We start from the raw sequence: 26,091 nt of genomic DNA on the forward strand, positions 1-26,091 counted from the left end.
GAGGCATTCTTGTATGCATTATGCCAAGCTTCAAGCGCTGGTCCGGCCACCGTGCGCAAATGCCGCAGGTCCTTCCCCGGTTGCGGCTGTGACTCGGGACAGCACAAGTAGAAATGGCCCCGTCGTGCGGGGCCATTCATCAAAAGTAGCATGTTGACGGTTCTGAAACCGGCGCCACGTTCCCGCGGCGCGGGAACCGCCTGCTTACAGGCCGAAACGCGGCAGGTCGCCGTTGTGATTCGAGATCTCGGCGCTCGCCATCAGAAAGCGGTCGACCGCGGCCATGAAGCGGGTGAACAGCGAGGCGGAGGGGGCGAGGGCGACAGAAGCGGACTTGGACATCGGAATTTCCTTTCTTGAGACGGTCAGTCTTGCTGTCTCATTTCGAAAGGCAATCTATGTATACCAGATGCCACTGTCTACGTATGTCATTGCATAGCAGCATGCGCACTCCCGCATTGCAGCATGGTGCCGGGTTAATGAGGCCGTTTCGGGCCTGGAATGACACCAGGGCGCTACTGAAACGGCGTAGCGGCGCGAATTTGGGCAGAATCACCGGGAATCCGGGTCTTGGCAGGGCCAGGCAAAGCCGTTAGTGGTCTGCCCCCTTTTCCAATCATCTGTCAGAGTGGTTCATGTCGAGCGCCTCGCCCGCCGTCTCGATCGGCATCGATTTTGGGACCAGCAATACGGTCGTCGCCCTCGCGGCGGACGACCGCCGGGTCGAGGCCATCCGCTTCGACCATGGCGGCCAGCGCCACAGCACCTATGTGTCGGCCTTGTGCTTCTGGGAGGACCGGCCGGGGGCCGGCGCCCAGGCCGAGGGCGGCCCGTGGGCGATCGAGCAGTTCCTCGAAGGCCGCCACGTCTACCGCTTCCTCCAGTCCTTCAAGACCTTTGCGGCGAGTTCGAGCTTCAACACCACCCAGGTGTTCCGGCAGCGCTTCAAGTTCGAGGACATCCTGGCGGCGTTCCTGCGGACGCTGGCGCGCCATGGTGGCGACAAATTCGGCTTCGAGACGTCGACCATCACGGTCGGCCGCCCGGTGCGCTTCGCCGGCGGCAATCCCGACGAAGCGCTGGCGATGCAGCGCTATCGGGCCGCGTTCGAGCGCTTGGGAGCCGGCCATGCGCGCTATGTCTACGAGCCCGTCGGCGCGGCGTTCTCCTTCGCCCGCAGGCTCGAGCGCGACGCCACCGTGCTGGTTGCGGATTTCGGCGGCGGCACCAGCGATTTCTCCGTGATGCGCTTTTCGCGCGCGGGCGGCGTGTTGCGCGCCGAGCCGCTTGGACACGCCGGCATCGGCATCGCCGGCGACACGTTCGACTACCGCATCGTCGACCATGTCGTCTCGCCGCGGCTCGGCAAGGGCTCCAGCTTCCGCTCGTTCGACAAGGTGTTGCCGGTGCCGAGCGGCCACTACACCAACCTCGCGCGCTGGCATCAGCTCGCGATGATGAAGAGCAATGGCGATTTGCGCGAGCTCCGCGAACTCGCGCGCACCGCGCTGAAGCCGGAGCTGCTTGAGGATTTCATCACCATCGTCGATCTCGATCTCGGCTTCTCGCTGTACCGCGCGGTGTCCGACGCCAAGGTCGCGCTGTCGGCGCAGGATCAGGTGGACTTCCGCTTTCGGGGCGGCGGGGTCGACATCGGTTCGACCATCACGCGGAAGAACTTCGAAACCTGGATTGCCGACGATATCGCCCGGCTGGGGGCCACCGTCGACAAGGTGCTGGGCGAAGCCGGCATCACCGCGCGCGAGGTGGAGAAGGTGTTTTTGACCGGCGGCACGTCGTTCGTGCCTGCAGTGCGAAAACTGTTCGCCGAGCGGTTCGGCAATGAACGGCTGATGTCGGGCGACCAGTTCGAGTCGATCGCCTACGGTCTCGCTTTGATCGGACACAGTCCCGACCCGGACCGCTGGACCGCAAGCGGCGGGCTCGAGTCGAAGCAGGGCGCCTAGCCCTCGTTCACAGTTCGAAGCACCGTTACGCTGCGCCGATCGAGAGAGGGCGTTGGAGGTGACGCGTCATCAGCGCGGCTGCCTCGACGTAGCGGCCGGATTCCAGAACGTCCAATAGCCGCAGATGCTCCGCGATGTGGCGGCGCATGCCGTTCCGGTCGGCGAAGCTACGATAGGCGAAGAGCCGCCGGATCGAATTCACGCGCCGCAGCGATTCGACGAAGAACGGATTGCCGGCGCCGCGGGCGATCTCCTCGTGAAATTCACAGCCGAATTGATAGACCTCGCCGATCGTCATCTTCTCGAGCTCGCCGGCCAGAATCCGCTCCTGGCGCTGGCGCAGGCGCGTGATCACCTCGAGCCCGAGCTGGTAGCCCGGCTGCATGATTGCCGCCGGCTCGATCACTGTGCGGAACGCTGCGACCTGGGTCTGCGCTTCAGGGCTCAACACCGTCTCGGTAAAGCGCCAGCCATAGCCGGGCAGGCGCGCGATCCAGCCCTCGACCGCGATGCGGTCGAGCAGGCGCTGCAATTCGGTCCGGCTCAGCGCGTAGCGGCGCATCAGCTCGGCTTCGGTGACGTCGGTGGGCAGCCGCCGGGCGAGCAGGTCGGCCGCGACGGCGGCGTAGGATTTTTCCGCGCGGTTCACCGCCGCGATTGCGGATCGCGCAGCGCCGGTGCCGGGGCTTCTGGTCAGCACGAAGCCGCGGTTCGGCTCGCCGCGCGCGAACCCTGCAGCCTCGAGCGCCTTCAAGCCCTGCCGGATCGGAGCGCGTGACACGTCGAGCGCATCGGCAAGCCTTTGCTCGATGAGCCGGTCGCCCGCCTTCATGCCGTCCCGTCTGGCCAAGGCCAGGATGAGGCCGGCCAGATGTTCTCCGCGATCCGAACCGTTGCCGGCCGAGCGGTTTCGGGAGGAGTCTGAAGCGGGCATGGCGGCGACCCAAAATTCTAGCTTGACAGACCGTACCACTAATTGTTCTTTAATGCAACAATATACAATCCTGGGAGGGATTGCCGATGACTGGGGCACCCGATGTCCATATCTGCGAGGTCGCCGCGCGCGACGGTTTGCAGAACCTGGACGTCTTCGTTCCGACAGAAGCGAAGTGCGAGCTGATCGACGCGATTGCCGCCGCCGGCATCCGCGAGATCGATGCCGGCTCGTTCGTGCCGCCGAAGGTGGTGCCGCAATTTGCCGACGTGGACTCGGTGATGGCGCACGCGTTGCAACACAAGCGCACGGCAACGATCGGTGCGCTGGTGCCGAACTTCAAAGGCGCGGAGCGGGCGATCGCCGCGGGCGTCGGCGCGATCTATTTCGTGATCTCCGCCAGCGAGAGCCACAACCTTGCCAATGTACGTCGCACGATCGAGGAGCAGCTGGACAGCTTTCGCGCGGTGCGCTCGGCGCTGGACGCTCTCCCGGTCGGCGGGCGTCCCCGCCTGATGGGGGCGGTCGCGACGGCGTTCGGCTGCTCCATCGAGGGGCCGATCAAGGAAGCTGCGGTCGGCCGGGTGGCGCGCGGCTTCGCCGAAGCGGGGGCTGACGAAATCGGACTTGCCGATACCGTGGGCTATGGAACGCCCGGCCTGATCAAGGACATCGTTCGCGTCGCGCGAAGCGAGGTCGGTCCTCAGATGCCGCTCAGGCTGCATCTCCACGATACGCTCGGCACGGGCCTCGCCAATGCTGTCGCGGGCCTCGATGCCGGAATTCGCAGCTTCGATGCCGCGGTATCGGGCCTCGGTGGATGCCCCTTTGCACCGGGCGCGCGCGGCAACATCGTCACCGAGGATCTCGTCTTCATGCTGGAGCGGATGGGGCTGTCCACCGGGATCGATCTCGACCGCCTGATGCGGACCCGCGAAATCCTTAGCCGTCACATCGCGCCCAGGCATTTGACCGGTCATCTGCACGAGGCGGGGATTCCGAAAGCGTTGCGGAGCGCCGCATGAGCAGCGCGTCCGACAAGACGCCACTTCGCCCGCTCGAAGGCGTGCGCGTCGTCGAGTTCAGCCAGATGGTCATGGGCCCGAGCTGCGGGCTGATCCTTGCCGATCTCGGCGCCGACGTGATCAAGGTCGAACCGCCCAAGGGCGATCGCACGCGCGCGTTCAAAGGTCCGGCCTCGGGCTTCTTCAACACCTATTGCCGCAACAAGCGCAGCATCGCCCTCGACACCTCGGCGCCGAGGGGACAGCAGGTCGCGCGGCGACTGCTCGAGGGCTGCGACGTCCTGATCGAGAATTTCCGGCCCGGCCTGATGAAGCGCATCGGGCTCGACTATGAGACCGTCGCAACCTTCGCGCCGCGCTTGGTCTACTGCTCGCTGAAGGGATATCTGCCCGGACCTTACGAGAACCGCCTTGCACTCGATGAGGTGGTCCAGATGATGGGCGGGCTCGCCTACATGACCGGTCTGCCCGATCGGCCGATGCGCGCGGGCGCTTCGGTCAATGACATCATGGGTGGCATGTTCGGTGCGATTGCGATCCAGGCCGCGCTTGCCGAGCGGCAGCGCACCGGCCGTGGCCGCTACATCCAGAGCGCATTGTACGAGAACAACGTGTTCCTGATGGCGCAGGCCATGATGTACGAGACCGTCACGGGCGAACCGTCGACGCCTTACTCCGTCAAGCAGAGCCCTTGGCCGGTCTATGACCTCTTCGACACGCGCGACGGCTCGAAGCTGTTCGTCACCATCGTCGGCGAGGAGCAATGGCAGGCATTTTGCCGCGCGTTCGATCGCGAATCCTGGTTGAGCGATCCGCGCTTCATCACCAGTCAGGATCGCGTCGATCATCGGGATTGGCTGATCCCGGAGATCGCAAGGATATTTGCCCGGTGGGACAAGTCCGCGCTCGCGCAAAAACTCGATCAGCTCGATCTGCCCTATGCGCCGGTGAACAAGCCCGGCGATCTCTTCGACGATCCTCATCTTAACGCCTCCGGTGGATTGATCGACATTGAGCTGCCGGATGGAAGTCACGCCAGGACACCGCTGCTGCCGGTCTCGATGGACGGGCAGCGCCTGCCGAACCGCTACGATCCGCCCAAGGTGGGTGAGCATACGAGAGACGTCCTGACGGAAATCGGCTGCACGCCGCAAGAGATCGCGGAGTTGGCGGCGACAGGCATTGCGACGGCCAAGCCTGAAACTGCCTGACGGCAGCGGTCATCAAAACAAGATTTGCGAGGAGGAATGCATGAGGATCACGCGTCGCGAAGCGCTCATCGCGGGCTCGGCCTTCGCCGCTACGGCCTTTCCCCGTGTGTCGCGTGCTGAAGCGAAGGTTGCAAAGCTCGCGTTCGGGCCCGTCTCGCCGGTCTACGCGATCGGCATGATCGCGGAGCTGAAGGGGTACTTCAAGGACGAAGGCATCGATCCCAAGCTGGTCGCCGGCAATTCCGGCACATTCGGGCGCCAGACGCTCGCCGCGGAGCAGGCGATGTTCGCGCATGGCGACGCCAGCCATCCGCTCCAACTTTCCGCGCGGGGCAAGCCCTGCAAGATATTGCTCGCGACCGAAATGGTGTGCTCCTACGCCAATATCGTCGTCCGCAAGGATCTCTACGAGAGCGGCATCACATCCGTCGAAAAGCTGGCCGCCTACAAGCGGGCCAACGACGCCAAGCCGATCGTTGCCGCAACGGCAATCGGATCGGGGACCTGGGTCTACGGCACCTATGTGTTTGAGGCGCGCGGGCTCGGCGACAGGGTGAACTGGGTGGCCGGCGGCGGCCCGAACACCATGTTCCCTTCGCTCGAGACCAAGCAGTTCGATGCCATCATGGCGCCGCCGAGCTGGATCGTCGAAGTCGAGAAGAAGGGATTTGGCAAGGTGATCTACGACACCGCGAAGCCCGGGGAGTTCGCCAAGGATTTTGGCGGCACGGTACCGGTGCTGGTGATCTACGCGCTTGCCGATACGGTCACGCAGGACAAGGCGATGGCGCAGGCTTTCGTCAACGCCATCTACCGGGCCATGAAATGGGTCAAGGCCTCGCCGCTTGCCGAGGTGCAGGCGCTCGTGGCGCCCAAATATTTCGCCGGCGTCGATCCCGATGCGGTCACTGCCGAACTTGGATTCGACGTGTCGACCTGGTCCTATGACGGCACCATCGACAAGGCCTCGTTCGAGCGCGGCGCCAAACCCTGGTACCGCAAGGGCACGGACATCCCCGCGACCAAGTACGAGGATGTCGTCGACCTGAGCTTCCTCGACGCGGCCAAGGCGAAATTCAAATGATGTCCTCGCCCGTCCCCGGTCTTGCGCTTGCTCCGCAAGCGGAGAGCCCGGCCATCCCGGGCCGGCGCATCGCCGTGCAAGGCTTGATGAAATGCTTCAGCACCGGGAGCGGGCAATTCACGGCGGTGGACAACGTGTCCTTCGACGTGCGCCAGGGCGAGTTCGTCGCGCTGCTTGGCCCCTCCGGCTGCGGCAAGAGCACGATCCTGAACATGGTCGCGGGCCTGCTGCCGCGCTCGGGCGGGCGCATCTTGATCGACGACGACGAGGTCGAGCCGGGCAAAGTGAACCGGAAGGTGGGTTACGTCTTCCAGCGCGATACGTTGTTTCCCTGGCGGACCGTCGAGCAGAACATCGGATACGGCCTGGAGATCGCAGGCGTCGCGAAGGCCGAGCGTGGCGAACGCGTCGCCAAGGCGGTCGACCGGGCCGGACTGACCGGCTTCGCCCAGACGTTTCCGCGCATGTTGTCCGGCGGTATGCGACAGCGCGTTGCGCTGATGCGGACGCTGATCCTGGAGCCGGAGATCCTGCTGATGGATGAGCCGTTCGGGGCCCTCGACACGCACACCAAGCTCGAGATGCACAAGACGCTGCTCGAGATATGGGAACGCGAGCGGCAGACCGTTCTCTTCGTCACTCACGATCTCGGCGAGGCGCTGACGCTCGCGAGCCGGATCATCCTGTTATCCGCGCGGCCGGGGCGATTGAAGGAGGATTTCGACGTCGCTATCCCGCGTCCGCGCGATCCGGTCGGCCTGCGCGAGACCGCCGAGTTCGGCCGGCTCTATTCCCATATCTGGCATTCGCTTGGCGAAGAATTTCGCCGAACCAGGGCGGACTGATCATGTCTTCTCGCCGCTCCGTCATCCTGTTCTGGCAGCTTGCCATCCTCGCTCTGACGCTCGTCGTCTGGCAGTGGGGTTTCGAGTGGAGCAAGATGCTCCTGCCCAAGGCCTATCTGCCGAAGATCCTCGATCCGTACTTCGTGGCAAAGCCGTCGCTGATCTGGAACAGTTTCCTGCGCCTCGGCTGTTTCAGCGACGCGAGCGGCTTTCTCGCTTGTATCGGGAACAACGACAACAATCTCTGGGTGGCGACGCTCGTCACGCTCAAGAACACGTGGTGGGGCTTCCTGTTCGGCAGCGCCACGGGGATCGCAGCCGGCCTCGTGCTCGGGCGTTCCGATTTTCTCGCACGCGTGTTCGGCCCCTATGTCGTCGCGCTCAATTCGATTCCGCGCATTGCGCTGGTGCCGCTCGTCATCCTGATCTTCGGGCTCGGCGATCTCTCGAAGATCGCGACCGCCTGGCTCGTCGTGTTCTTCGTCGTCTTCTTCAATACGTTCGAGGGCACGCGCGCTGTCGACCGGGATCAGATCGCGGCAGCTCGCCTGATGGGCGCCAGCGAATTCGCCGTCTTGCGGACCGTGGTCATTCCATCCGCTCTCGCGTGGGTGTTCGCATCCCTGCTTCCCGCGGTGTCGTTCGCGCTGGTCGGCGTCATCGTCGGCGAGTTCATCGGCGCCGAACGCGGTCTTGGAAAGCTCATCATCGAGGCAGAGGCGCGTGCCAATGCCAGCGAGATGATGGTGGCGATCTTCGTCATGATGATCGTCGGCATCGTGCTGGCCATGCTCGTGCAGGCGCTGCAATCATATCTGCTTCGCTGGCAGCCGCAGTTCGAGGGGGCGGGGTAGGGCGACGCGCCGGTCGGGTGGGCAAAGGCGCGGAGCGCCGTGCCCGCCATCTTTTCGGAGATTGAGAGAGCATCGGTGGGCACGCTTGGCCTTGCCCACCCTACGATATGGATGCCCGCGTTACTGATTGATCTCGGGCTCGACGAGCTTCGCGAGATTTCGCAGCGATTCCTGCCAGCCGAGATAGCAGGCCTCCGGCGGAATGACGTCGGGGATGCCGGCCTGCGTGATGTCGACTTCGGTGCCGACCGAGACCTTCTTCAGGATCACGGTCACCTGGATCTCGCCGGGCAGATTGGGGTCGTCGAACTTGTCGGTGTAGCGCAGGCGCTCGCCGCGGACGAGCTCGAGATATTCGCCGCCGAACGAATGGCTGTTGCCCGTCGTGAAATTCCGGAACGACATCTTGAAGGTGCCGCCGACCTTCGGCTCGAGGTGATGCACGGTGCAGGTGAAGCCGTTCGGCGGAAGCCATTTCGCCAGCGCGTCGGCCTCGAGGAAAGCGCGATAGACTTTCTCCGGGCTGGCGGTCAGGACGCGGTGCAGGCGGACAGTGCTGGGCATGCTTGTGATCCTCGCGAATAGATGGGCCCGACATTGGCGTCTATGGCCCCTTCATGTCACGAGGACGACCGGGGAGCCGCCGATCCGACAGGGTCCCCGCGATTTCTTTGCCTTTGGGAGATCGGCGGCGGCTGCGATCGGAAAACGCGGCGGCAAACGTTGCTCTGACGATAGTGGTTCGGCTGTCCCGGGCTCAGGGCGGAACTCGCGGGTGCCAATTAAGTCTGGCCAAGCCTTGCGGAGGGCGATGATGAGGTATACCTTGAGGCGGTTCGTTCAGCCGCTGTGCCTTGTTGAATGCGCCCGCGGGCTCCTTTTCCATCGACATCGACGAATTGAATTTGTTCTGCGTGACGATCACGCGGAGCGCGCGCGTGTGCGCTTTGGAGAAGAAAATGACGACAGGTACTGTGAAGTGGTTTAACGGCCAGAAGGGCTTTGGATTCATTCAGCCCGACGACGGCGGCAGCGATGTGTTCGTGCACATCAGCGCGGTCGAGCGGGCTGGTCTTGCGGGTCTCGCCGAGGGCCAAAAGGTCAACTTCGAGGCCAAGACCGACAAGATGCGGGGCAAGGTCAGCGCTGAGAATCTCTCGCTGGCTTAAGTCCTCCAGTGCCGTTTCACGGATGTACTGAAACGGCCATGCGACCCGCTCGATCCCTGGATTGAGCGGGTTTTGTCTGTTGCCGAGCAGGGTTAATCATGAGCGCCAAGAGGTCGGCCGAACCGTCACCCGAGAGCATCGCGCGCTCCAACCGTCAACGCTTGGCTGCCCAAGAAGGTGCGCAAGCGATGCTGGACGCCGAAAAGCAGGCTGTCGACCTTCGCAAGAACATGGCGCGGCTTCGCGAGCTCCGCGAAGCCAAGGAAGCGGCCGATGCCACACTTCAGGCGTCGTTGCCGGCCCCGACCCCGACGAAGCGCAAGAAAAAGGCTCTGAAATAGCCCACGACAATATCGCTGACGAACGACGGGAGGGGGCCGATCACATGCCAAAGAGTGCGGGTCGTGCCTAGAATCAAGCCGGACGGTGGTGGCACAATCACTTTCTTTCTCGCGCTCGGCGCGGGCCGGCAAATGTGCCGACTTGCAACGACGTTTCTGACCCAGAAGCAGGCCTTCAGCTATCTTCAGAAGAACCGAACCGAGTTCGAGCGCATCGCGCGGGCGCGGCTCGCTTCCGGGGAGCTCGAGGACGGGATCGTCGTGCTCTCGATGCTCTAGCGTGGGACCGGGCGCCGATTTCGGCACAGCGCCCCTTGGTGCACACCTTGATCGTAACCACGCGCAAAACGCTTCCTATTCGGAGCGGCTGCCTTGCTTGGCCTCACGAGCCAATCGCTCGGCTTTCAACCGCTCGCGGTTCTGCTCGAAGGAATGCTGGGCCTTCGCGTAGTCATTCATCGGCTTCTGCGCTTTGACCGGCTTGAACGCCTTGTCGGCTTCACGCTTGGCGCGATCGGAAGATTGGTCTCTCAACATGTCGGCCTCGATTTGATCAACGAGCGCGGCCCCGGCGAGTGCCGGACGCGACGCATGTCTTGCGCAAGCTGATACGGATCGACGCCCTCCGGATCAGAAGGCGGCCAATTCGTCAGCGTTGGGCGGGTCCTTGCGAGGCGTTCAGTCACTCGCTGTGAAGGCGGCACGCTCGCATTTCCTAGAGCACACCGGTTAAGGGAGCAACGGCCGGCTGCCGCATCGGTTCCTCTGGACCAACCCATAATTTTGCGTCGGATGGTCCGGCGGGTGTGAAGCCTGCCGATTGCGGGACGTTGCTGCCGCCGCCAACGAAAAAGGCCGCCGAAACCGGCGGCCTTTCGCGTCTCAGATGATCGTGCTTACTCAGCGGCCTGCTTCTGCGGCGGGTCGAGCGCGCCGGACTTGTGGATGTCGGCGACCTGGTGATCGCTGAAGCCGAGCACCGAGCGCAGGATCTCGTCGGTGTGCTCGCCGAGCAGCGGGGAGCGCTCCACCTCGCTCGGGGAGTCCGACAGCTTGATCGGGTTGCCGACCGAGATGTACTTGCCGCGGGTGGGGTGGTCGACCTCGACCACGGTGCCGGTCGCACGCAGCGACTGGTCCTCGGCGATCTCCTTCATCGACAGGATCGGGCCGCAGGGGATGTCGTCCTTGTTGAGGATTTCCATCGCCTCGAACTTGGTCTTGGTCATCGTCCACTGCTCGATGCGGGCGAAGATCTCGTTCAGGCGCGGCAGGCGCACGGCCGGCTTGGAATAGTTCGGATCGGTCTTCCAGGTCGGCTCGCCGATCACGTCGCAGATCTTCTCCCAGACCGGGGCCTGGGTGATGAAGTAGATGTAGGCGTTGGGATCGGTTTCCCAGCCTTTGCACTTCAGGATGCGGCCGGGCTGGCCGCCGCCGGAATCGTTGCCGGCGCGCGGCACGGCGTCGCCGAACGGAATGCCTTCGCCGAACTGGCTGTATTCCTTGAGCGGACCATGGGCGAGGCGCTGCTGGTCGCGCAGCTTGACGCGGGCGAGGTTGAGCACGCCGTCCTGCATCGCCGCGGTGACGCGCTGGCCCTTGCCCGAATGCGTGCGCTGATAGAGCGCGGTGACGATGCCGAGCGCGAGGTGCAGGCCGGTGCCAGAGTCGCCGATCTGCGCGCCGGTGACGAGCGGCAGGCCATCGCGGAAGCCGGTGGTGGAGGCGGCGCCGCCCGTGCACTGCGCGACGTTCTCATAGACCTTGCAGTCTTCGTAGGGGCCAGGGCCAAAGCCCTTGATCGAGGCGACGATCATCTTCGGGTTGATCGACTGGATCTTCTCCCAGGGGAAGCCCATGCGGTCGAGCACGCCGGGGCCGAAATTCTCGACCAGCACGTCGCACTTCTTGATCAGCTCGGTGAGGACTTCCTTGCCCTTGGGGTTCTTGGTGTCGAGCGTGATCGAGCGCTTGTTGTGGTTGAGCATGGTGAAATACAGGCTGTCCACGTTGGGGATGTCCTGCAGCTGGCCGCGGGTGATGTCACCCACGCCCGGACGTTCCACCTTGATCACGTCGGCGCCGAACCAGGCCAGCAGCTGCGTGCAGGTCGGTCCCGATTGGACGTGGGTGAAGTCGAGAATGCGAACGCCCTCGAGCGCTTTGGTCATTGTGTTGCTCCGTACTCTGTGTCTGCCCCCGCCAACCGCAGGGATTAAGGGGTTGAAGGGAGGACTTACTTTTTCTTCTGCAGAACGCTCTGCGGATTGAGGTTGCCGATGCGGCCGCTCTCCGAGCCTGCGGCCGGATCGATCACCGCGTTGATGAGCGTCGGCTTGCCCGAGGCCATCGCCTCGTTGACGGCGCGCTTGAGCTCGTCGGGCGAGGTGGCATTCACGCCGACGCCGCCGAAGGCCTCCATCATCTTGTCGTAGCGCGCGCCCTTGACGAACACGGTCGTCGCCGGATCGGCGTTGACGCTGTTCACGTCGGTGCCGCGATAGATGCCGTCATTGTTGAAGATGACGACGCAGATCGGCAAATTGTAGCGGCAGATGGTCTCGACCTCCATGCCGGAGAAGCCGAAGGCCGAGTCGCCTTCCACCGCCAGCACGGGGTGGCCGGTCTCGAGCGCAGCGGCGATCGCCTGGCCCATGCCGATGCCCATCACGCCCCAGGTGCCGACGTCGAGACGCTTGCGCGGGCGGTACATGTCGATGACGCCGCGGGCGAGATCGAGCGTGTTGGCGCCTTCGTTGACCAGGATCGCCTCGGGATGATCCTTGATCACGTTCTTCAGCACGCCGAGCGCGCCGTGATAGTCCATCGGCGATTTGTTGTTCATGAGCTTCGGCGCCATCTTGGCGACGTTCTCTTCGCGCTTGGTCGAGATGGCCTTGGTCCACTCGGCCGGCGGGGCGGTCCAGCCCGAAGCCATGGCCTGGTTGAAGGCCGAGACCACCGAACCGATGTCGCCGACCACGGGCGCGACGATCTCGACGTTCGAATCCATCTCACGCGGCTCGATGTCGACCTGGATGAACTTCTTCGGCGTTTCGCCCCAGCTCTTGCCCTTGCCGTGCGAGAGCAGCCAGTTCAGCCGTGCGCCGATCAGCAGCACGACGTCAGATTCCTTCAGCACGGTCGAGCGGGCAGCACCTGCGCACTGCGGATGGGTGTCGGAGAGGAGGCCCTTGGCCATGCTCATCGGCAGGAAGGGAATGCCGCTCTTCTCGACGAAGGTCTTGATCTCCTCGTCGGCCTGCGCGTAGGCCGCGCCCTTGCCGAGGATGATGAGGGGACGCTTGGCGCCCTTGAGCACGTCGAGCGCGCGCTTGATCGACGCGGGCGAGGGGATCTGTGCGGGAGCAGCATCAATCACCTTGACCAGCGACTTCTGGCCGGCCTCGGCGTTCATCACCTGGCCGAACAGCTTTGCCGGCAGGTCGAGATAGACGCCGCCCGGGCGGCCCGAAACCGCGGCGCGGATGGCGCGAGCGAGACCAATGCCGATGTCCTGGGCGTGCAGCACGCGATAGGCCGCCTTGCACAGCGGCTTGGCAATCGCGAGCTGGTCCATTTCCTCGTAGTCGCCCTGCTGGAGGTCGACGATCTCGCGCTCGGACGAGCCCGAGATCAGGATCATCGGGTAGCAATTGGTGGTGGCGTGCGCGAGCGCGGTGAGACCGTTGAGGAAGCCGGGCGCGGACACCGTGAGGCAGATGCCGGGCTTCTTGGTGAGGTAGCCGGCGATGCCCGCCGCATAACCGGCGTTCTGCTCGTGGCGGAACGAGATCATGCGGATGCCTTCGGCCTGTGCCATGCGGCCCAAATCCGTGATCGGGATGCCCGGCACATTATAGATGGTGTTGATGCCGTTCAGCTTGAGCGCGTCGATGACGAGATGAAAGCCATCCGTCAGTTCCTGCTCGGTGCCCGGTGCTTCGGACTTGGTCGCGGTATTCAGCATGGGCCTTGTCTCCCTGGTCTCAAGATATTGGGGCGAGTTTTTCGCCCTTCTGGTGAACGTTGCGAGGTGAACAGTTACGTAAACAGTTCCTGGCCGTGCGCTTCGACATAAGCGGCAAGGCCGAGGGTGTGGTCGCGGGCGCGCTTCTCGGCGAGCTCGGTGTCGCGCGCCTCCAGTGCTTCGATCATGCCGAGATGCTCGGGCAGCGAGGTCGCGGTGCGGTCCTTGCGTCCGATGGTCAACTGGCGATAGCCGCGCACGTGCAGCAGGAGATCGTTGGTGAGATCGACCAGCACTGGCGATTCCGACAGCGAGATCAGCGCCTGATGGAAGGCGATGTTGGCGCGCGAATATTCCTCGACGTGATCCTCGGGCAGGCGGTCCTTGCCGAAATCCTTGAAGTAGTCGCGTAGCGCCGTGATGTCCTTCTTGCGTGCGGTGGTGGTGATGAGGCGGGCCGCCATGCTCTCCAGCGCCGCCCAGGCGCGGATCATGTCGACGATCTCGCTCTTGGTCCGGCGCACCACCATGATGCCGCGGCGGGGAACGGTCTTCACGAAACCGTCCTGCTCGAGCATCGCGATGGCTTCGCGGATCGGGGTGCGGCTGACACCCAGGCGTTCGGACAGCGCGCGCTCGTCGAGCATTACCGGCTCGGGCGTCGAGTAGATGTCCATCCTGAGGATGGCTTCCTTCAAGGCGTCATACGCCTTGTTCTTGAAGCTGCTCTCCGGGGCAATACGAACGATTGCGATATCTGCCTCGGCCATGTTCGGCAACGCCTTGGTTGGTTTCCGCAGTGACACGACGAATCTCCTCTGGTGGGAGTCGTCTTTTACAGGATTATTAACTGGAAAGTTTTTGGCATACCACATGCCAGAATGTCAAGCTGGCTATTTTTTGCGGCGTTCTAAGCCATGCAGTAGCTTGACAAGTTGGCTTCTGGCATACCAAATGCCATCGCCAGCCATTTTTGATCCAAGGCGGCGGAGTAATCTCAGGCTTTATGCCGCTCCGTTCCGCGGAATGGAACAGAGCGCGGCGAATGGCAAGCATCACGGGCAGCCGCAATACGCGCGCGCTTTGAAAAGAACGAACTGAGCTCAAGGGAGAAGCCACATGTCCAATTCCAAAGATGCCGTCCGCAAAGTGCTCGACCAGGTCAAGGCGGACAACCGCACCAGCCTGACGGCGCCGGAAGGCAAGCTGGTCTGCGACGCCTACGGCATTCCGGTGCCGAAGGAAGGCGTGGCGAAGTCGGCCGGCGAGGCCGGCAAGATGGCCTCCTCGATGGGCTTCCCGGTGGTGATGAAGATCGTCTCGCCGGACATTCTCCACAAGACCGAAGCCGGCGGCGTCATCGTCGGCCTCAAGTCGGCTGAAGATGCCGAGAAAGCCTACGAGACCATTCTTTCCAATGCCAGGAAGTACAAGGCCGATGCCAAGATCGAGGGCGTCCAGGTGCAGCAGATGCTGGCCGGCGGCACCGAGGTCATCGTCGGCTCGATCACCGACGGCTCGTTCGGCAAGCTGGTCGCCTTCGGCCTCGGCGGCGTGCTGGTCGAAGTGCTGAAGGACATCACCTTCCGCCTCGCGCCCGCGACCAAGGAAGACGCGCTGTCCATGCTCGACGGCATCCAGGCGCATGAAATTTTGAAGGGCGTTCGCGGCGGCGAGGCGGTGAACCGCACGGCGCTGGCCGATGTCATCGTCAAGGTCTCGCAGCTCGTCACCGATTTCCCTGAAATCGTCGAGCTCGACCTCAACCCGGTGTTTGCGACGGCGAAGAGCGCGATCGCCGCCGACGTCCGCATCGTCGTCGACTTCGCCTATGTGCCCAAGCCGAAGCCGCGCCCGACCGAAGAGATCGTTGCGGCCATGAGCCGCATCATGCAGCCGAAGGCGGTCGCCGTGGTCGGCGCCTCGGCCGAGGACGGCAAGATCGGCAACTCCGTGATGAAGAACCTCATCAACGGCGGATACAAGGGCGACATCTATCCGATCCATCCCAAGGCCGCCGAGATCCTCGGCTACAAGGCCTATAAGAGCGTCAAGGACGTGCCGGGTGTGATCGACACAGCGGTGTTCGCGATCCCCGCGAAGTTCGTGGCGGCCGCGCTCACCGAATGCGGCGAGAAGAAAATCCCGGGCGCGGTGCTGATCCCGTCGGGCTTCGCTGAAGCGGGCGCGCCGGAGCTCCAGGCCGAGATCGTCGAGGTCGGCAAGAAGTACGACATCCGCCTGATGGGGCCGAACATCTACGGCTTCTACTATACGCCAGCCAATCTCTGCGCGACCTTCTGCACGGCCTATGACGTCAAGGGCCACGCGGCGCTGTCGTCGCAGTCGGGCGGCATCGGCATGGCCATCATCGGCTTCTCCCGCTCGGCGAAGATGGGTGTGTCGGCGATCGTCGGACTCGGCAACAAGTCCGACATCGACGAGGACGATCTGCTCGCCTTCTTCGAGCAGGACCCGAACACCAACCTGATCGCGCAGCACTGCGAGGACCTCAAGGACGGCCGCGCCTTTGCGGAAGCCGCCAAGCGCGTCTCCAAGAAGAAGCCGGTCGTCGTGCTCAAGGCCGGCCGCACCTCGGCCGGCGCCAAGGCGGCCTCGTCGCACACCGGCGCGCTCGCCGGTAACGACAAGATCTACGAGGACGTCCTGGCGCAGTCGGGCGTGATCCGCGCCCGCAGCTTGCGGCAGCTGCTCGAATTCGCCCGTGGCGTTCCGGTGCTGCCGACGCCGAAGGGCGAGAACGTGCTGATCATCACCGGTGCGGGCGGCTCGGGCGTGCTGTTGTCGGACTCCTGCGTCGACAACGGCCTGTCGCTGATGTCGATGCCGCCGGATCTCGATGCAGCCTTCCGCAAGTTCATCCCGCCGTTCGGCGCGGCCGGAAATCCTGTGGATATCACCGGCGGCGAGCCGCCGATCACCTACGTCAACACGGTGAAGCTCGGCCTGTCGGACGAGCGCATCCATTCGCTGATCCTCGGCTACTGGCACACCATCGTGACGCCGCCGATGGTGTTCGCCCGCAACATGGTCGAGGTGAAGAAGGAGATGGAGGCCAAGGGTTTTGTGAAGCCGATCGTGGCGTCACTGGCCGGCGACGTCGAGGTCGAGGAAGCCGCCGAATATCTCTACCAGAACGGCATCCCCGCCTATGCCTATTCGACCGAGCTTCCGGTCGAGGTCCTGGGCGCCAAGTACAAGTGGGCGCGCGGGGCAGGGCTGCTCTGAGCTGTGACTTCACCTCTCCCCGCATGCGGGGAGAGGTGACAACTGTCAGGTCGCGATGGGCAAGAACGTGATCCGGCGCAAATCTCTCGAGCCCCGATCGCCATCGGAGGCTGACCACGATGCGCGCGACGGCGGCGTACAGTCCGTTGACCGCGCGCTGTCGATCCTCGAAACCTTGTCCGAAGACGACGAAGGCTATCGCCTCAGCGATCTCGCCGTCCGCACCGGCCTGTCGGCCTCGACCGTGCATCGCCTGCTGGCGACACTGGAGAGCCGCCGCTTCGTGCAGTTCGACCGCGCCGAATCCAAATGGCATGTCGGCGTGCGCAGCTTCACGGTGGGCGCGAGCTTCGCGCGGCGGCGCAATTTCTCCACGCAGGCCATTCCCTACTTGCGCAAGCTGCGCGATCTCACCCGCGAGACCGCCAATCTCGCCGTCGTCGACGACGAGTTCATCATCGTGCTGACCCGCATGGAGAGCCGCGAGATCATGCGCTCCCTGACCCAGGTCGGCGGCCGCGTCCCGATGGTAACCTCCGGCGTCGGCAAGGCAGTGCTCGCGACCTATTCCGACGAGGATGTCGGCGCGGTCATCCGCCACCACGGCATGCCCCGCCTGACCGAGAAATCGATCGTGCGGCCGAGTGACCTGTTCAAGGAGCTCGAGAGAATCCGCAAGCAGGGCTACGCCCTCGACGACGAAGAGGCCTCCATGGGCCTGCGCTGTGTTGCTGCGGTCGTCTATAACGACTGCGCCGAGCCGCTCGCGGCGATTTCGGTCTCCGGCATGACCAGCCGGCTGACCGACCAGAGGTTGCCGGAAATCGGGCAGATCGTGCGGGATGTCGCCGCCGAACTGACGGCTGCGCTCGGCGGGGTGATCCCGGCGCCCCGCTAACCAGGCCTCGCGGGGGATGTCACTGGACAGCGTCAGCCGTTTTGGCTGATATGCGGCCAAACGACACAATGCGGCAAACGTCCGCATGAGCCTGGAGATGCCCCCATGTTTCGATTTCCCGTGCGCCTTGTCGGCGCAGCCGTCGCGCTGACCCTTGCGGCGGCGACGCCGAGCGTCGCCCAGCAGCTCGAACTCAAGCTGATGGCGCCGGCCGCGCCCGGTGGCGGCTGGGACCAGACCGCGCGCTCGATGCAGCAGGCGCTGGTCGCCGCGGGCGTCGCGCGCAGCGTGCAGGTGACCAACGTTCCCGGCGCCGGCGGCAGCGTCGGCATTGCCCAGTTCGTCAACGGCGCCAAGGGCGACGGCAACCAATTGATGGTCAATGGCTTCGTCATGGTCGGCGCGCTCGCCATGAACAAATCGCCGGTGACGCTGGAGCAGGTGACGCCGATCGCGCGCCTCACGGAGGAAATCCAGGTGATCGTGGTGCCCGCGAATTCGCCGATCAAGACTGCGCAGGATCTGGCTGCCGCGGTGAAGGCCGATATCGCCAAGGTGACCTTCGCCGGCGGCTCGGCCGGCGGTGTCGACCATGTGATGGCGGCGTTGTTCGCAGGCGCCGTCGGCGCCGACGCGAAGAAGATCAACTACATCCCGTTCTCCGGCGGCGGCGAGTCGCTGGCGGCGATCCTCGGCGGCAAGGTCACAGCGGGCATTTCGGGGATGAGCGAATATGAAGGGCAGATCAAGTCCGGCAAGCTGCGCGCGATCGGCGTGACCTCGGAGAAGCGCATCGCAGGCAGCGACATCCCGACGTTCAAGGAGCAAGGCATCGACCTCGTGATCGCCAATTGGCGTTCGGTGGTCGCGCCTCCCGGCATCACGCCGGAGCAGCGCAAGACATTGAGCGATGCGGTCGAGAAGATGGTGAAGTCTGACGCCTGGAAGGAGATCCTCAAGCAGAAGGGCTGGGAGGATGCCTATCTCGGCGGCGACGCCTTTGCCGACTTCCTGAAGAAGGAAACGGTGCGCGTCACCGATGTGCTGAAATCGGTCGGCCTGGTCAAGTCATGAGCTCGAGCGATCCCGTCCAGCCGCCGCGGCGCGTCGATCGCGCCGGCATCGTCATCGCTGCGCTGCTCGCAGGTTTTGCGGCGGTGCTGGTCTGGGATGCGCGCGGCCTGCAATCCACCGCGATGTACGGCATGGGGCCGGAGGCGATGCCGGTCGTGATCGCCGTTGGCCTCGCGCTGCTCGCGATCGGCAATTTCATCGATGCGTTGCGCGGCAATCTGCCGGCGCGTGAGAGCGCCGATCCCGTGCCTGTTGTCCTGATCCTCGTCGGCCTGGCGCTGCTGATCGCCATCATCGGTTTCGGTGGCGGCTTCATCCTGGCGACATCGGCGCTGTTCGTCACGACGTCGGCGGCGTTCGGGCGCCGTGCCATCATCATCGACAGCGTCATCGCCCTGGTGATGTCGACACTGATTTATCTCGCGTTCGACCGCCTGTTGACGCTGAGCCTTCCCGCCGGCCCCCTGGAGCGACTGCTGTGATGGACACTTTTGCGGCGCTGGCCCACGGCATGGCCGTCGCTGTCCAGCCGATGAATCTGCTTTATGCGCTGATCGGCGTCTTCCTGGGCACGGCCGTGGGCGTGCTGCCGGGTATCGGCCCGGCGCTCACGGTCGCGCTGCTGCTGCCGGTGACCTACAAGCTCGACCCCGGCGGCTCGCTGATCATGTTTGCCGGCATTTATTACGGCGGCATGTATGGCGGATCGACCACCGCGATCCTGATCAACACGCCCGGTGAGAGCGCCTCGATGGCGACCGCGCTCGAAGGCAACAAGATGGCCAAGGCCGGCCGCGGCGGGCCGGCGCTGGCGACCTCGGCGATCGGCTCCTTCGTCGCCGGCACCATCGCCACGATCGGATTGGCCTTTCTCGCGCCATGGCTGGTCGATTTCGCCGTGCGCTTCGGCCCCGAAGATTACTTTGCATTGATGTGCGTCGCCTTCATCACGGTGTCGGCGACCTTCGGCGATTCCCCGATCCGGGGCCTGACCAGCCTGTTCATCGGCCTGACGCTCGGCCTTGTCGGCATCGACAAGCTGACCGGCCAGGCGCGGCTCGCCTTCGGCGTCCCCGAACTGCTCGACGGCGTCGAGGTGACGACGCTGGCGGTCGGCCTGTTCGCGGTGGGCGAGGCGCTTTACGTCGCATCGCGCCGCCACCACACCGAGGAAAAGCTCGAGCCGGTGCGCGGCTCGCTGTGGATGACGAAGGAAGACTGGAAGCGCTCGTGGAAGCCGTGGCTGCGCGGCACCATGTTCGGCTTTCCGATCGGCGCGCTGCCGGCGGGCGGCGCGGAGATCCCGACCTTCCTGTCCTATTCGACCGAGAAGCGTCTCACGAAACACCCGGAGGAGTTCGGCAAGGGCGCGATCGAAGGCGTCGCCGGACCGGAAGCCGCCAACAACGCCTCCGCTGCCGGCACACTGGTGCCGCTGTTGACGCTGGGATTGCCGACCTCGGCGACGGCCGCGATGATGCTGGCGGGCTTTCAGCAATACGGCCTCAATCCCGGGCCGCTGCTGTTCGCCGAGCGGCCCGATCTGGTCTGGGGCCTGATCGCCAGTCTCTTCATCGCCAATTGCATGCTGCTGGTGCTCAATCTGCCGCTGGTCGGCCTGTGGGTGCGGCTGCTCGCGATCCCGCAGCCGTGGCTCTATGCCGGCATCCTCGTGTTCGCGACCATGGGCACCATCGCGGCAAAGCCGTCGGTGGTGGAACTGTCGATGCTGGCCGGCTTCGGCGTGCTCGGCTTCCTGATGCGCCGGTTCGACTTTCCGATCGCGCCTGTCGTCGTCGGCCTGATCCTCGGGCCGATCGCCGAGAGCCAGTTGCGCCGCGCGCTCGCGATCAGTCTCGGCGATCCCATGACGCTGCTCCAGAGCCCGATCTCGGCGACACTGCTCGGCATCGCACTGGTTGCGCTGCTGGCCCCCTTCGTGCTGAAGGGGATGGGACGCTTCAAGGCGAACGAGGACTAGCCGTCCCGACGCCCGCATCTTCGAATGCCGCGATCATCTCGTGGGGAAACGCCATGCCATCGGAACTTCGCTCGCCCCGTCTCGCCGTCCTGATCGATGCCGACAATGCTTCCGCGAAGATTGCGGACGGACTGTTCGAGGAGATCGCCAAGATCGGCGAGGCCAGCGTTCGTCGCATCTACGGCGACTTCTCCAATGCGCGATCCAGGGGATGGGCCGACATTCTGTCGAAACACGCCATCATCCCGCAGCAGCAGTTCGCCTATACGACGGGCAAGAATGCGTCCGACATAACCCTCGTCATTGACGCAATGGATTTGCTCCACAGCGGCCGGTTCGATGGCTTTTGCCTGGTGTCATCCGACAGCGACTTCACCCGTCTGGCCGCCCGCATCCGGGAACAGGGCGTCGACGTTTTCGGGTTCGGCGAGCAGAAGACGCCGGAAAGCTTCCGGCAGGCCTGCCGGAGGTTTGTTTACACCGAGAATTTGCTGGCCGCCCCAGCGAACACCCAGGATGCCGCCTCGAGGTCGGCGCCGCTTCAGCCGCCTGATGCCGCCACGCCCATCATCAAGAAGGTCATTACCCAGCTGGAGAGCGAGGACGGCTGGGTCGCGCTCGGTGAGGTCGGACGGCAGCTCGCCAATTTGGCGTCCGATTTCGATCCGAGAACGTTCGGTTTTCGCAAGCTGAGTGACCTCGTGCGAAAGACGAATTCATTCGAGATCGACGAGCCGAAGGGCCGATCGATGCGGATTCGGGTCAAGGCCGCCGCCGCACCACCGCCGAAAAGGCGGAACTCGCGCAGACCTCCCAGGACGGGGGCGGCAGGGGGCACGGCGCCTAAGGCGTAAGCAGGACGTGCCGTTATATTTGCGCTTGCCCCTGCCGGCTTGCCGGCGCAATCATCGCTGGGCTGTCCAATCTTCGCGAGAGCCCCATGACCAAGCTCACTCGTTTTGCCGTCGCGCCGCTGCACAGCATGACGCGGCGCCTCGCCGATGTTGCCTCAGCGCGTGTCGCGCCGGATCTCGTCGTTACGGGCGCGCGGGCGCTCTCGACCTATTCGGAGCGCATCCACGCCAATCGCGAGGTCTGGATCACGGGCGGGCGGATCGCCGCGGTGAAGCCGGCAGGGGCGGCGAAGACGGTCTGGAGCGATGTCGCGACTTACGACGCAGCCGGCGGCATCATCGCGCCGGGCCTGGTCGATCCGCACATTCATATCGAATCCTCGATGGTGACGGCCTGCGCCTATGCCGAGGCCGCGCTGCTCAACGGCACCACCACGATCTTTTGCGACAGCCACGAGATCGGCAACGTCATGGACGTCGCCGGCGTCGAGGCGATGCTGGAGGACGCGCGCGAGGCGCCGCTGTCGATCTTCCTGACGGTGCCGAGCACGGTGCCGGCGACGTCGGCGGAGTTGGAGACCGCGGGCGGCGATCTCACGCCGGACAAGATCGCCGGCCTGTTCGACCGCTGGCCTGAAGCCGTCGCGCTCGGCGAGAAGATGGATTTTGTTCCCGTCACGATGGGCGACGAGCGCAGCCATGCCATTCTGGCCGCCGCCTTGAAGCGGGGACGGCCGGTGTCCGGCCACGTCTATGGCCGCGAATTCGTCGCGGCCTATGCGGCGAGCGGCGTCACCGACACCCATGAAGCCATCGACCGCGACATCGCCGACGATCTGCTCGACGCCGGCGTCTGGGTATTTCTGCGCGGCGGCCCGCCGACCACGCCCTGGCACTCGCTGCCGCAGGCGATCCGGACCATCACCGAGCTCGGGGCCTCGCACAAGCGCACGGCGGTGTGCACCGATGACCGCGACGCCGATGATTTGCTTCTGTTCGGTCTCGACTGGGTCGTGCGCGAAGCCGTGAAGGCGGGGATGTCGCCCGAGCAGGCCTGGTCGATGGGCTCGCTGCATGGCGCCACGCGCTTCGGCATGGACGGCGATATCGGCGGGCTCGGCGGTGGCCGCCGCGCCGATCTCGTGCTGATGGATGATCAGCTCAAGCCGCAATGCACCTGGTATGGCGGCGAGCTCGTGGTCGAGCACGGCAAGATCACGCCGCGGCTCGATCAGGCGCTGTCGCAGCGTTATCAATATCCGAGGGCAGCCTACGTGACCGTGAAGCTGCCCGAGAAGGTCGAACTGACGCCGGAGCTGCCGGCGAAGGCCTGCACTGTCAACGCGATCAAGACCGCGCTTCCCGGCATCACGCTGATTCACGAGAAGGTCGCGATCGAGCCGGCCAAGGACTGGCCGTCGCTGTTTGCGCGCTACGGCCTGTGCTTCGTCACGGTGGTGGAGCGCCACGGCAAGTCCGCCGGCAACGTCGCCCATGGCCTCCTCAAGGATTTTGGCCTCAAGCGCGGCGCAGTCGCCTCCAGCGTCGGGCACGACAGCCACAACATCATCGTGGCCGGGACCAACGAGCCGGACATGCAGGTTGCAATCGCCGCCATCAAGGAGCATCAGGGCGCCGTCTGCGTCGTGGCCGACGGCAAGGTGAGGGCGCTGGTCCCGCTGCCGATCGCAGGCCTGCTCTCCGACAAGCGCGTCACCGAGGTGGCAGAAGAGGTCAAGCTACTGAAGAAGGAATGGGCGGAGGCCGGCTGCACCATCCCCTACATGGGCTTCAATCTGATTCCGCTATCGGTCATTCCGGAAATTCGCATCACCGACAAGGGCCTCGTGCTGGTTCCGCAGATGGAGCTGGCGCCGCTGTTCGAGTGAACGGCTTTCACGCGTCTCTTGATCTAACCGATTGAGACCACCGCGATTTTTTCGCGGCTGCCGCATCGTGGAAAATAAAATCGATCTCGTTGAGATCGCATCTTCCGCGCCCGATGATCTCGCTCGCTGACGCAACTTGAGCGAGGTCCGATATGGCGAAGATGCGAGCTATCGATGCTGCCGTGCGAATTCTGGAGAAGGAAGGCATCTCGACCGCCTTCGGGGTTCCCGGGGCCGCGATCAATCCGCTTTACTCGGCGCTGAAGAAACGCGGCTCGATCCGCCACATTCTGGCACGGCATGTCGAGGGCGCCTCGCACATGGCCGAAGGCTATACGCGGGCCAAGGCCGGCAATATCGGGGTCTGCATCGGCACCTCGGGTCCGGCCGGCACCGACATGATCACCGGGCTTTATTCGGCGATCGCCGATTCCATTCCGATCCTCTGCATCACCGGGCAGGCGCCGCGGGCGCGGCTCCACAAGGAAGATTTCCAGGCGGTCGACATCGAGTCGATCGCGAAACCCGTGACCAAATGGGCGGTGACGGTGCGCGAGCCCGCGCTGGTGCCGCGCGTGTTCAGCCAGGCGTTTCATGTCATGCGATCGGGCCGGCCGGGACCGGTGCTGATCGACATGCCGCTCGACGTGCAACTCGCAGAGATCGAGTTCGACGACGAGACCTATGAGCCGTTGCCGGTCTACAAGCCGGCGGCGACCCGCAAACAGGTCGAGAAGGCGCTGGAGATGCTCAATGCCGCCGAGCGGCCGCTGATCGTGGCGGGCGGCGGCATCATCAATGCCGATGCGTCCGACCTGCTGGTCGAATTCGCCGAGATCGCCAACGTCCCTGTCGTGCCGACGCTGATGGGCTGGGGCGCGATCCCCGACGACCACGTGCTGATGGCCGGCATGGTCGGCCTTCAGACCAGCCATCGTTACGGCAATGCCACGATGCTGGAATCCGATTTCGTGCTCGGCATCGGCAATCGCTGGGCCAATCGCCACACCGGCTCGGTCGAGACCTACACCAAGGGCCGCACCTTCGTGCACGTCGACATCGAGCCGACCCAGATCGGGCGCGTGTTCAATCCCGATCTCGGCATCGTCTCGGACGCGAAGGCCGCGCTCGAACTCTTCGTTGCCGTCGCCAGGGAGTGGCGCCGGTCAGGCAGGCTCCGCGAGCGCCAGGCGTGGCCCGCTTCCTGCCGCGATCGCAAGAAGACGATGCTGCGCAAGAGCCATTTCGACAACGTGCCGATCAAGCCGCAGCGCGTCTATGAGGAGATGAACAAGGCGTTCGGCCGCGACACCACTTACGTCACCGTGATCGGCCTGTCGCAGATCGCCGGCGCGCAATTCCTTGGCGTCTACAAGCCGCGCAACTGGATCAATGCCGGGCAGGCGGGCCCGCTCGGCTGGACGCTGCCGGCGGCGCTCGGCGTGCGCGCGGCGTGTCCTGATCGCGAAATCGTCGCGCTGTCGGGCGACTACGACTTCCAGTTCCTGATCGAGGAGCTCGCGGTCGGCGCGCAGTTCAACCTGCCCTACATCCACGTCGTCGTGAACAATTCCTATCTCGGTTTGATCCGCCAGGCCCAGCGCGGGTTCGACATGGACTATCACGTCCAGCTCTCGTTCGAGAACGTCAACGCGCCGGAGCTCAATGGATATGGCGTCGACCACGTCGCCGTCGCCGAAGGCCTCGGCTGCAAGGCGATCCGCGTCACTAATCCCAAGGACACGCAGGCGGCGTTCGCGACCGCGCGCGAATTGATGGCGAAGCACCGCGTGCCCGTGGTGGTCGAGTTCATCCTGGAACGCGTCACCAATATCGCGATGGGGACCGAGATCGACAACATCGTCGAGTTCGAGGAGGTGCTGGACCTGCCGCTCGACGAGGTCGGAAGCACGCGCGTGCTGCAGCCGGCGGAATAGGGAAGGACAGCACATGCCGAAATTTGCCGCCAATCTCACCATGCTCTTCAACGAGATGCCGTTCCTCGACCGCTTCGCTGCTGCAAAGGCCGCGGGCTTTTCCGGGGTCGAGTATCTCTTCCCCTATGATTTCGAGAAGGCGCAGCTCCGCGAACAGCTCGAAGCCCACGGGCTGACGCAGGTGCTGCACAATCTGCCCGCCGGCAACTGGGCGGCGGGCGAGCGCGGCATTGCGATCCTGCCCGATCGCGTCAGTGAGTTTCGGGACGGCGTGTTCCATGCCATCGACTATGCCAAGGCACTCGATTGCGATCAGCTCAACTGCCTCGTCGGCATCGCGCCTGCCGATGCCAATCCGCACGAGCTCAACGAGACGCTGGTCGGAAACTTGCGCTTTGCCGCCTCGACGCTGGCACGGGAGAACATCAAGCTGCTGGTCGAGCCGATCAACACGCTCGACATTCCAGGCTTCTACCTCAACGGCACCGAGCAGGCGGTGCAGCTGATCTCCGAGGTGCGGTCGAACAATCTGTTCATCCAGTACGACATCTATCACATGCAGATCATGGAGGGCGATCTCGCCCGCACCATGCAGGAATACCTGCCGCAGATCTCCCACATCCAGCTCGCCGACAATCCCGGCCGGCACGAGCCGGGCACCGGCGAGATCAACTATCCCTTCCTGTTCCGCCACCTCGATGCGATCGGCTATCGCGGCTGGGTCGGCTGCGAATACAAGCCGCGCACCACGACGCTGGAAGGCCTGTCTTGGCACGCTGCGCAGACTTTTGAGACCTGAGGAAATC

General features: G+C 64.4%; 25 protein-coding genes. 18 read left to right on the forward strand and 7 right to left on the reverse strand.

All coding sequences use genetic code 11. The annotated features are described in order from the left end of the window. Positions 1 to 204: 204 nt before the first annotated feature. Positions 205 to 342, reverse strand: coding sequence for a hypothetical protein (locus tag I3J27_RS12120; RefSeq protein WP_270169333.1), 138 nt, complete (start codon positions 340 to 342; stop codon positions 205 to 207). A gap of 293 nt (positions 343 to 635) precedes the next feature. Between I3J27_RS12120 and I3J27_RS12125 the strand changes: the two genes are divergently transcribed. Beyond that, positions 636 to 1,967, forward strand: coding sequence for an Hsp70 family protein (locus I3J27_RS12125; RefSeq protein ID WP_270169335.1), 1,332 nt, complete (start codon positions 636 to 638; stop codon positions 1,965 to 1,967). 25 nt (positions 1,968 to 1,992) lie between these two features. Here I3J27_RS12125 and I3J27_RS12130 read toward each other — a convergent pair whose 3' ends face one another. After that, positions 1,993 to 2,901, reverse strand: a complete 909-nt coding sequence (locus I3J27_RS12130) for a GntR family transcriptional regulator (RefSeq protein WP_270169337.1) — start codon at positions 2,899 to 2,901, stop codon at positions 1,993 to 1,995. A gap of 86 nt (positions 2,902 to 2,987) precedes the next feature. On the opposite strand from I3J27_RS12130, the gene I3J27_RS12135 reads away from it, so the two are divergent. Genes I3J27_RS12135 through I3J27_RS12155 form a run of 5 tightly spaced genes read left to right on the forward strand, consistent with a single transcriptional unit; the run spans position 2,988 to position 7,920 of the window. Next, a complete protein-coding gene (locus I3J27_RS12135) occupies positions 2,988 to 3,926 on the forward strand; it encodes a hydroxymethylglutaryl-CoA lyase (protein ID WP_270169339.1) in 939 nt (312 codons plus the stop codon). Then, the gene (locus tag I3J27_RS12140; protein WP_270169341.1) at positions 3,923 to 5,137 is read left to right on the forward strand and encodes a CaiB/BaiF CoA transferase family protein; all 1,215 of its coding nucleotides are present in this window, start codon (positions 3,923 to 3,925) and stop codon (positions 5,135 to 5,137) included. The genes I3J27_RS12135 and I3J27_RS12140 overlap by 4 nt, the downstream gene beginning before the upstream one ends. A 40-nt stretch (positions 5,138 to 5,177) precedes the next feature. Further along, a complete protein-coding gene (locus I3J27_RS12145) occupies positions 5,178 to 6,221 on the forward strand; it encodes an ABC transporter substrate-binding protein (RefSeq protein ID WP_270169343.1) in 1,044 nt (347 codons plus the stop codon). Next, positions 6,218 to 7,066, forward strand: coding sequence for an ABC transporter ATP-binding protein (locus tag I3J27_RS12150; protein WP_270169349.1), 849 nt, complete (start codon positions 6,218 to 6,220; stop codon positions 7,064 to 7,066). The genes I3J27_RS12145 and I3J27_RS12150 overlap by 4 nt, the downstream gene beginning before the upstream one ends. Before the next feature lie 2 nt (positions 7,067 to 7,068). Beyond that, positions 7,069 to 7,920, forward strand: coding sequence for an ABC transporter permease (locus I3J27_RS12155; RefSeq protein ID WP_270169351.1), 852 nt, complete (start codon positions 7,069 to 7,071; stop codon positions 7,918 to 7,920). 120 nt (positions 7,921 to 8,040) lie between these two features. Here the strand turns inward: I3J27_RS12155 and I3J27_RS12160 are convergent, their stop codons facing one another. Next, positions 8,041 to 8,484: an SRPBCC family protein gene (locus tag I3J27_RS12160; RefSeq protein WP_270169353.1), complete on the reverse strand. Its 444-nt coding sequence runs from the start codon at positions 8,482 to 8,484 to the stop codon at positions 8,041 to 8,043. A gap of 395 nt (positions 8,485 to 8,879) precedes the next feature. Here I3J27_RS12160 and I3J27_RS12165 point away from each other — a divergent pair, with 395 nt between their 5' ends. The 3 genes from I3J27_RS12165 to I3J27_RS12175 all read left to right on the forward strand — a co-directional run bounded on the left by I3J27_RS12165 (position 8,880) and on the right by I3J27_RS12175 (position 9,709). Beyond that, positions 8,880 to 9,089, forward strand: a complete 210-nt coding sequence (locus I3J27_RS12165) for a cold-shock protein (protein ID WP_091953905.1) — start codon at positions 8,880 to 8,882, stop codon at positions 9,087 to 9,089. 98 nt (positions 9,090 to 9,187) lie between these two features. Beyond that, complete coding sequence (locus tag I3J27_RS12170; protein WP_270169373.1) at positions 9,188 to 9,430, forward strand: transcriptional regulator; 243 nt, start codon at positions 9,188 to 9,190, stop codon at positions 9,428 to 9,430. 54 nt (positions 9,431 to 9,484) lie between these two features. Continuing rightward, on the forward strand, positions 9,485 to 9,709 hold the full coding sequence (locus I3J27_RS12175; RefSeq protein ID WP_270169374.1) for a hypothetical protein: 225 nt from the start codon (positions 9,485 to 9,487) through the stop codon (positions 9,707 to 9,709). A gap of 75 nt (positions 9,710 to 9,784) precedes the next feature. Here I3J27_RS12175 and I3J27_RS12180 read toward each other — a convergent pair whose 3' ends face one another. The 4 genes from I3J27_RS12180 to I3J27_RS12195 form a co-directional block, all read right to left on the reverse strand. Next, positions 9,785 to 9,967 carry a hypothetical protein gene (locus I3J27_RS12180; RefSeq protein WP_270169376.1) on the reverse strand — a complete coding sequence of 61 codons (183 nt, stop codon included), beginning with the start codon at positions 9,965 to 9,967 and terminating at the stop codon, positions 9,785 to 9,787. Positions 9,968 to 10,326: 359 nt separating this feature from the next. Next, on the reverse strand, positions 10,327 to 11,604 hold the full coding sequence (gene frc, locus I3J27_RS12185; RefSeq protein WP_270169378.1) for a formyl-CoA transferase: 1,278 nt from the start codon (positions 11,602 to 11,604) through the stop codon (positions 10,327 to 10,329). A 65-nt stretch (positions 11,605 to 11,669) separates the two neighbouring features. Further along, on the reverse strand, positions 11,670 to 13,403 hold the full coding sequence (oxc, locus tag I3J27_RS12190) for an oxalyl-CoA decarboxylase (RefSeq protein ID WP_270169380.1): 1,734 nt from the start codon (positions 13,401 to 13,403) through the stop codon (positions 11,670 to 11,672). Positions 13,404 to 13,477: 74 nt separating this feature from the next. After that, positions 13,478 to 14,173 carry a GntR family transcriptional regulator gene (locus I3J27_RS12195; protein WP_161966556.1) on the reverse strand — a complete coding sequence of 232 codons (696 nt, stop codon included), beginning with the start codon at positions 14,171 to 14,173 and terminating at the stop codon, positions 13,478 to 13,480. Between the two features lie 349 nt (positions 14,174 to 14,522). On the opposite strand from I3J27_RS12195, the gene I3J27_RS12200 reads away from it, so the two are divergent. The 9 genes from I3J27_RS12200 to hyi all read left to right on the forward strand — a co-directional run bounded on the left by I3J27_RS12200 (position 14,523) and on the right by hyi (position 26,084). Further along, positions 14,523 to 16,652 carry an acetate--CoA ligase family protein gene (locus I3J27_RS12200; protein ID WP_270169382.1) on the forward strand — a complete coding sequence of 710 codons (2,130 nt, stop codon included), beginning with the start codon at positions 14,523 to 14,525 and terminating at the stop codon, positions 16,650 to 16,652. A 55-nt stretch (positions 16,653 to 16,707) separates the two neighbouring features. Continuing rightward, positions 16,708 to 17,550 (forward strand): IclR family transcriptional regulator, encoded by an 843-nt coding sequence (locus tag I3J27_RS12205; protein ID WP_270169384.1) that lies wholly within the window; start codon positions 16,708 to 16,710, stop codon positions 17,548 to 17,550. A gap of 105 nt (positions 17,551 to 17,655) precedes the next feature. Continuing rightward, positions 17,656 to 18,624 carry a Bug family tripartite tricarboxylate transporter substrate binding protein gene (locus I3J27_RS12210; RefSeq protein WP_270169386.1) on the forward strand — a complete coding sequence of 323 codons (969 nt, stop codon included), beginning with the start codon at positions 17,656 to 17,658 and terminating at the stop codon, positions 18,622 to 18,624. Then, complete coding sequence (locus I3J27_RS12215; RefSeq protein WP_270169388.1) at positions 18,621 to 19,106, forward strand: tripartite tricarboxylate transporter TctB family protein; 486 nt, start codon at positions 18,621 to 18,623, stop codon at positions 19,104 to 19,106. Before I3J27_RS12210 ends, I3J27_RS12215 begins: the two co-directional genes overlap by 4 nt. Then, on the forward strand, positions 19,106 to 20,605 hold the full coding sequence (locus I3J27_RS12220; RefSeq protein ID WP_270169390.1) for a tripartite tricarboxylate transporter permease: 1,500 nt from the start codon (positions 19,106 to 19,108) through the stop codon (positions 20,603 to 20,605). Before I3J27_RS12215 ends, I3J27_RS12220 begins: the two co-directional genes overlap by 1 nt. A 53-nt stretch (positions 20,606 to 20,658) precedes the next feature. Beyond that, positions 20,659 to 21,459 carry an NYN domain-containing protein gene (locus I3J27_RS12225; protein ID WP_270169392.1) on the forward strand — a complete coding sequence of 267 codons (801 nt, stop codon included), beginning with the start codon at positions 20,659 to 20,661 and terminating at the stop codon, positions 21,457 to 21,459. 86 nt (positions 21,460 to 21,545) lie between these two features. Further along, the gene (locus I3J27_RS12230) at positions 21,546 to 23,348 is read left to right on the forward strand and encodes an adenine deaminase C-terminal domain-containing protein (RefSeq protein WP_270169394.1); all 1,803 of its coding nucleotides are present in this window, start codon (positions 21,546 to 21,548) and stop codon (positions 23,346 to 23,348) included. Positions 23,349 to 23,500: 152 nt separating this feature from the next. Beyond that, positions 23,501 to 25,285 (forward strand): glyoxylate carboligase, encoded by a 1,785-nt coding sequence (gene gcl / locus I3J27_RS12235; RefSeq protein ID WP_270169397.1) that lies wholly within the window; start codon positions 23,501 to 23,503, stop codon positions 25,283 to 25,285. A gap of 13 nt (positions 25,286 to 25,298) precedes the next feature. Then, positions 25,299 to 26,084: a hydroxypyruvate isomerase gene (hyi, locus tag I3J27_RS12240; protein WP_270169399.1), complete on the forward strand. Its 786-nt coding sequence runs from the start codon at positions 25,299 to 25,301 to the stop codon at positions 26,082 to 26,084. Positions 26,085 to 26,091: the final 7 nt, after the last annotated feature.

It is taken from the genome of Bradyrhizobium xenonodulans (genome assembly GCF_027594865.1).
GTDB lineage: Bacteria > Pseudomonadota > Alphaproteobacteria > Rhizobiales > Xanthobacteraceae > Bradyrhizobium > Bradyrhizobium xenonodulans.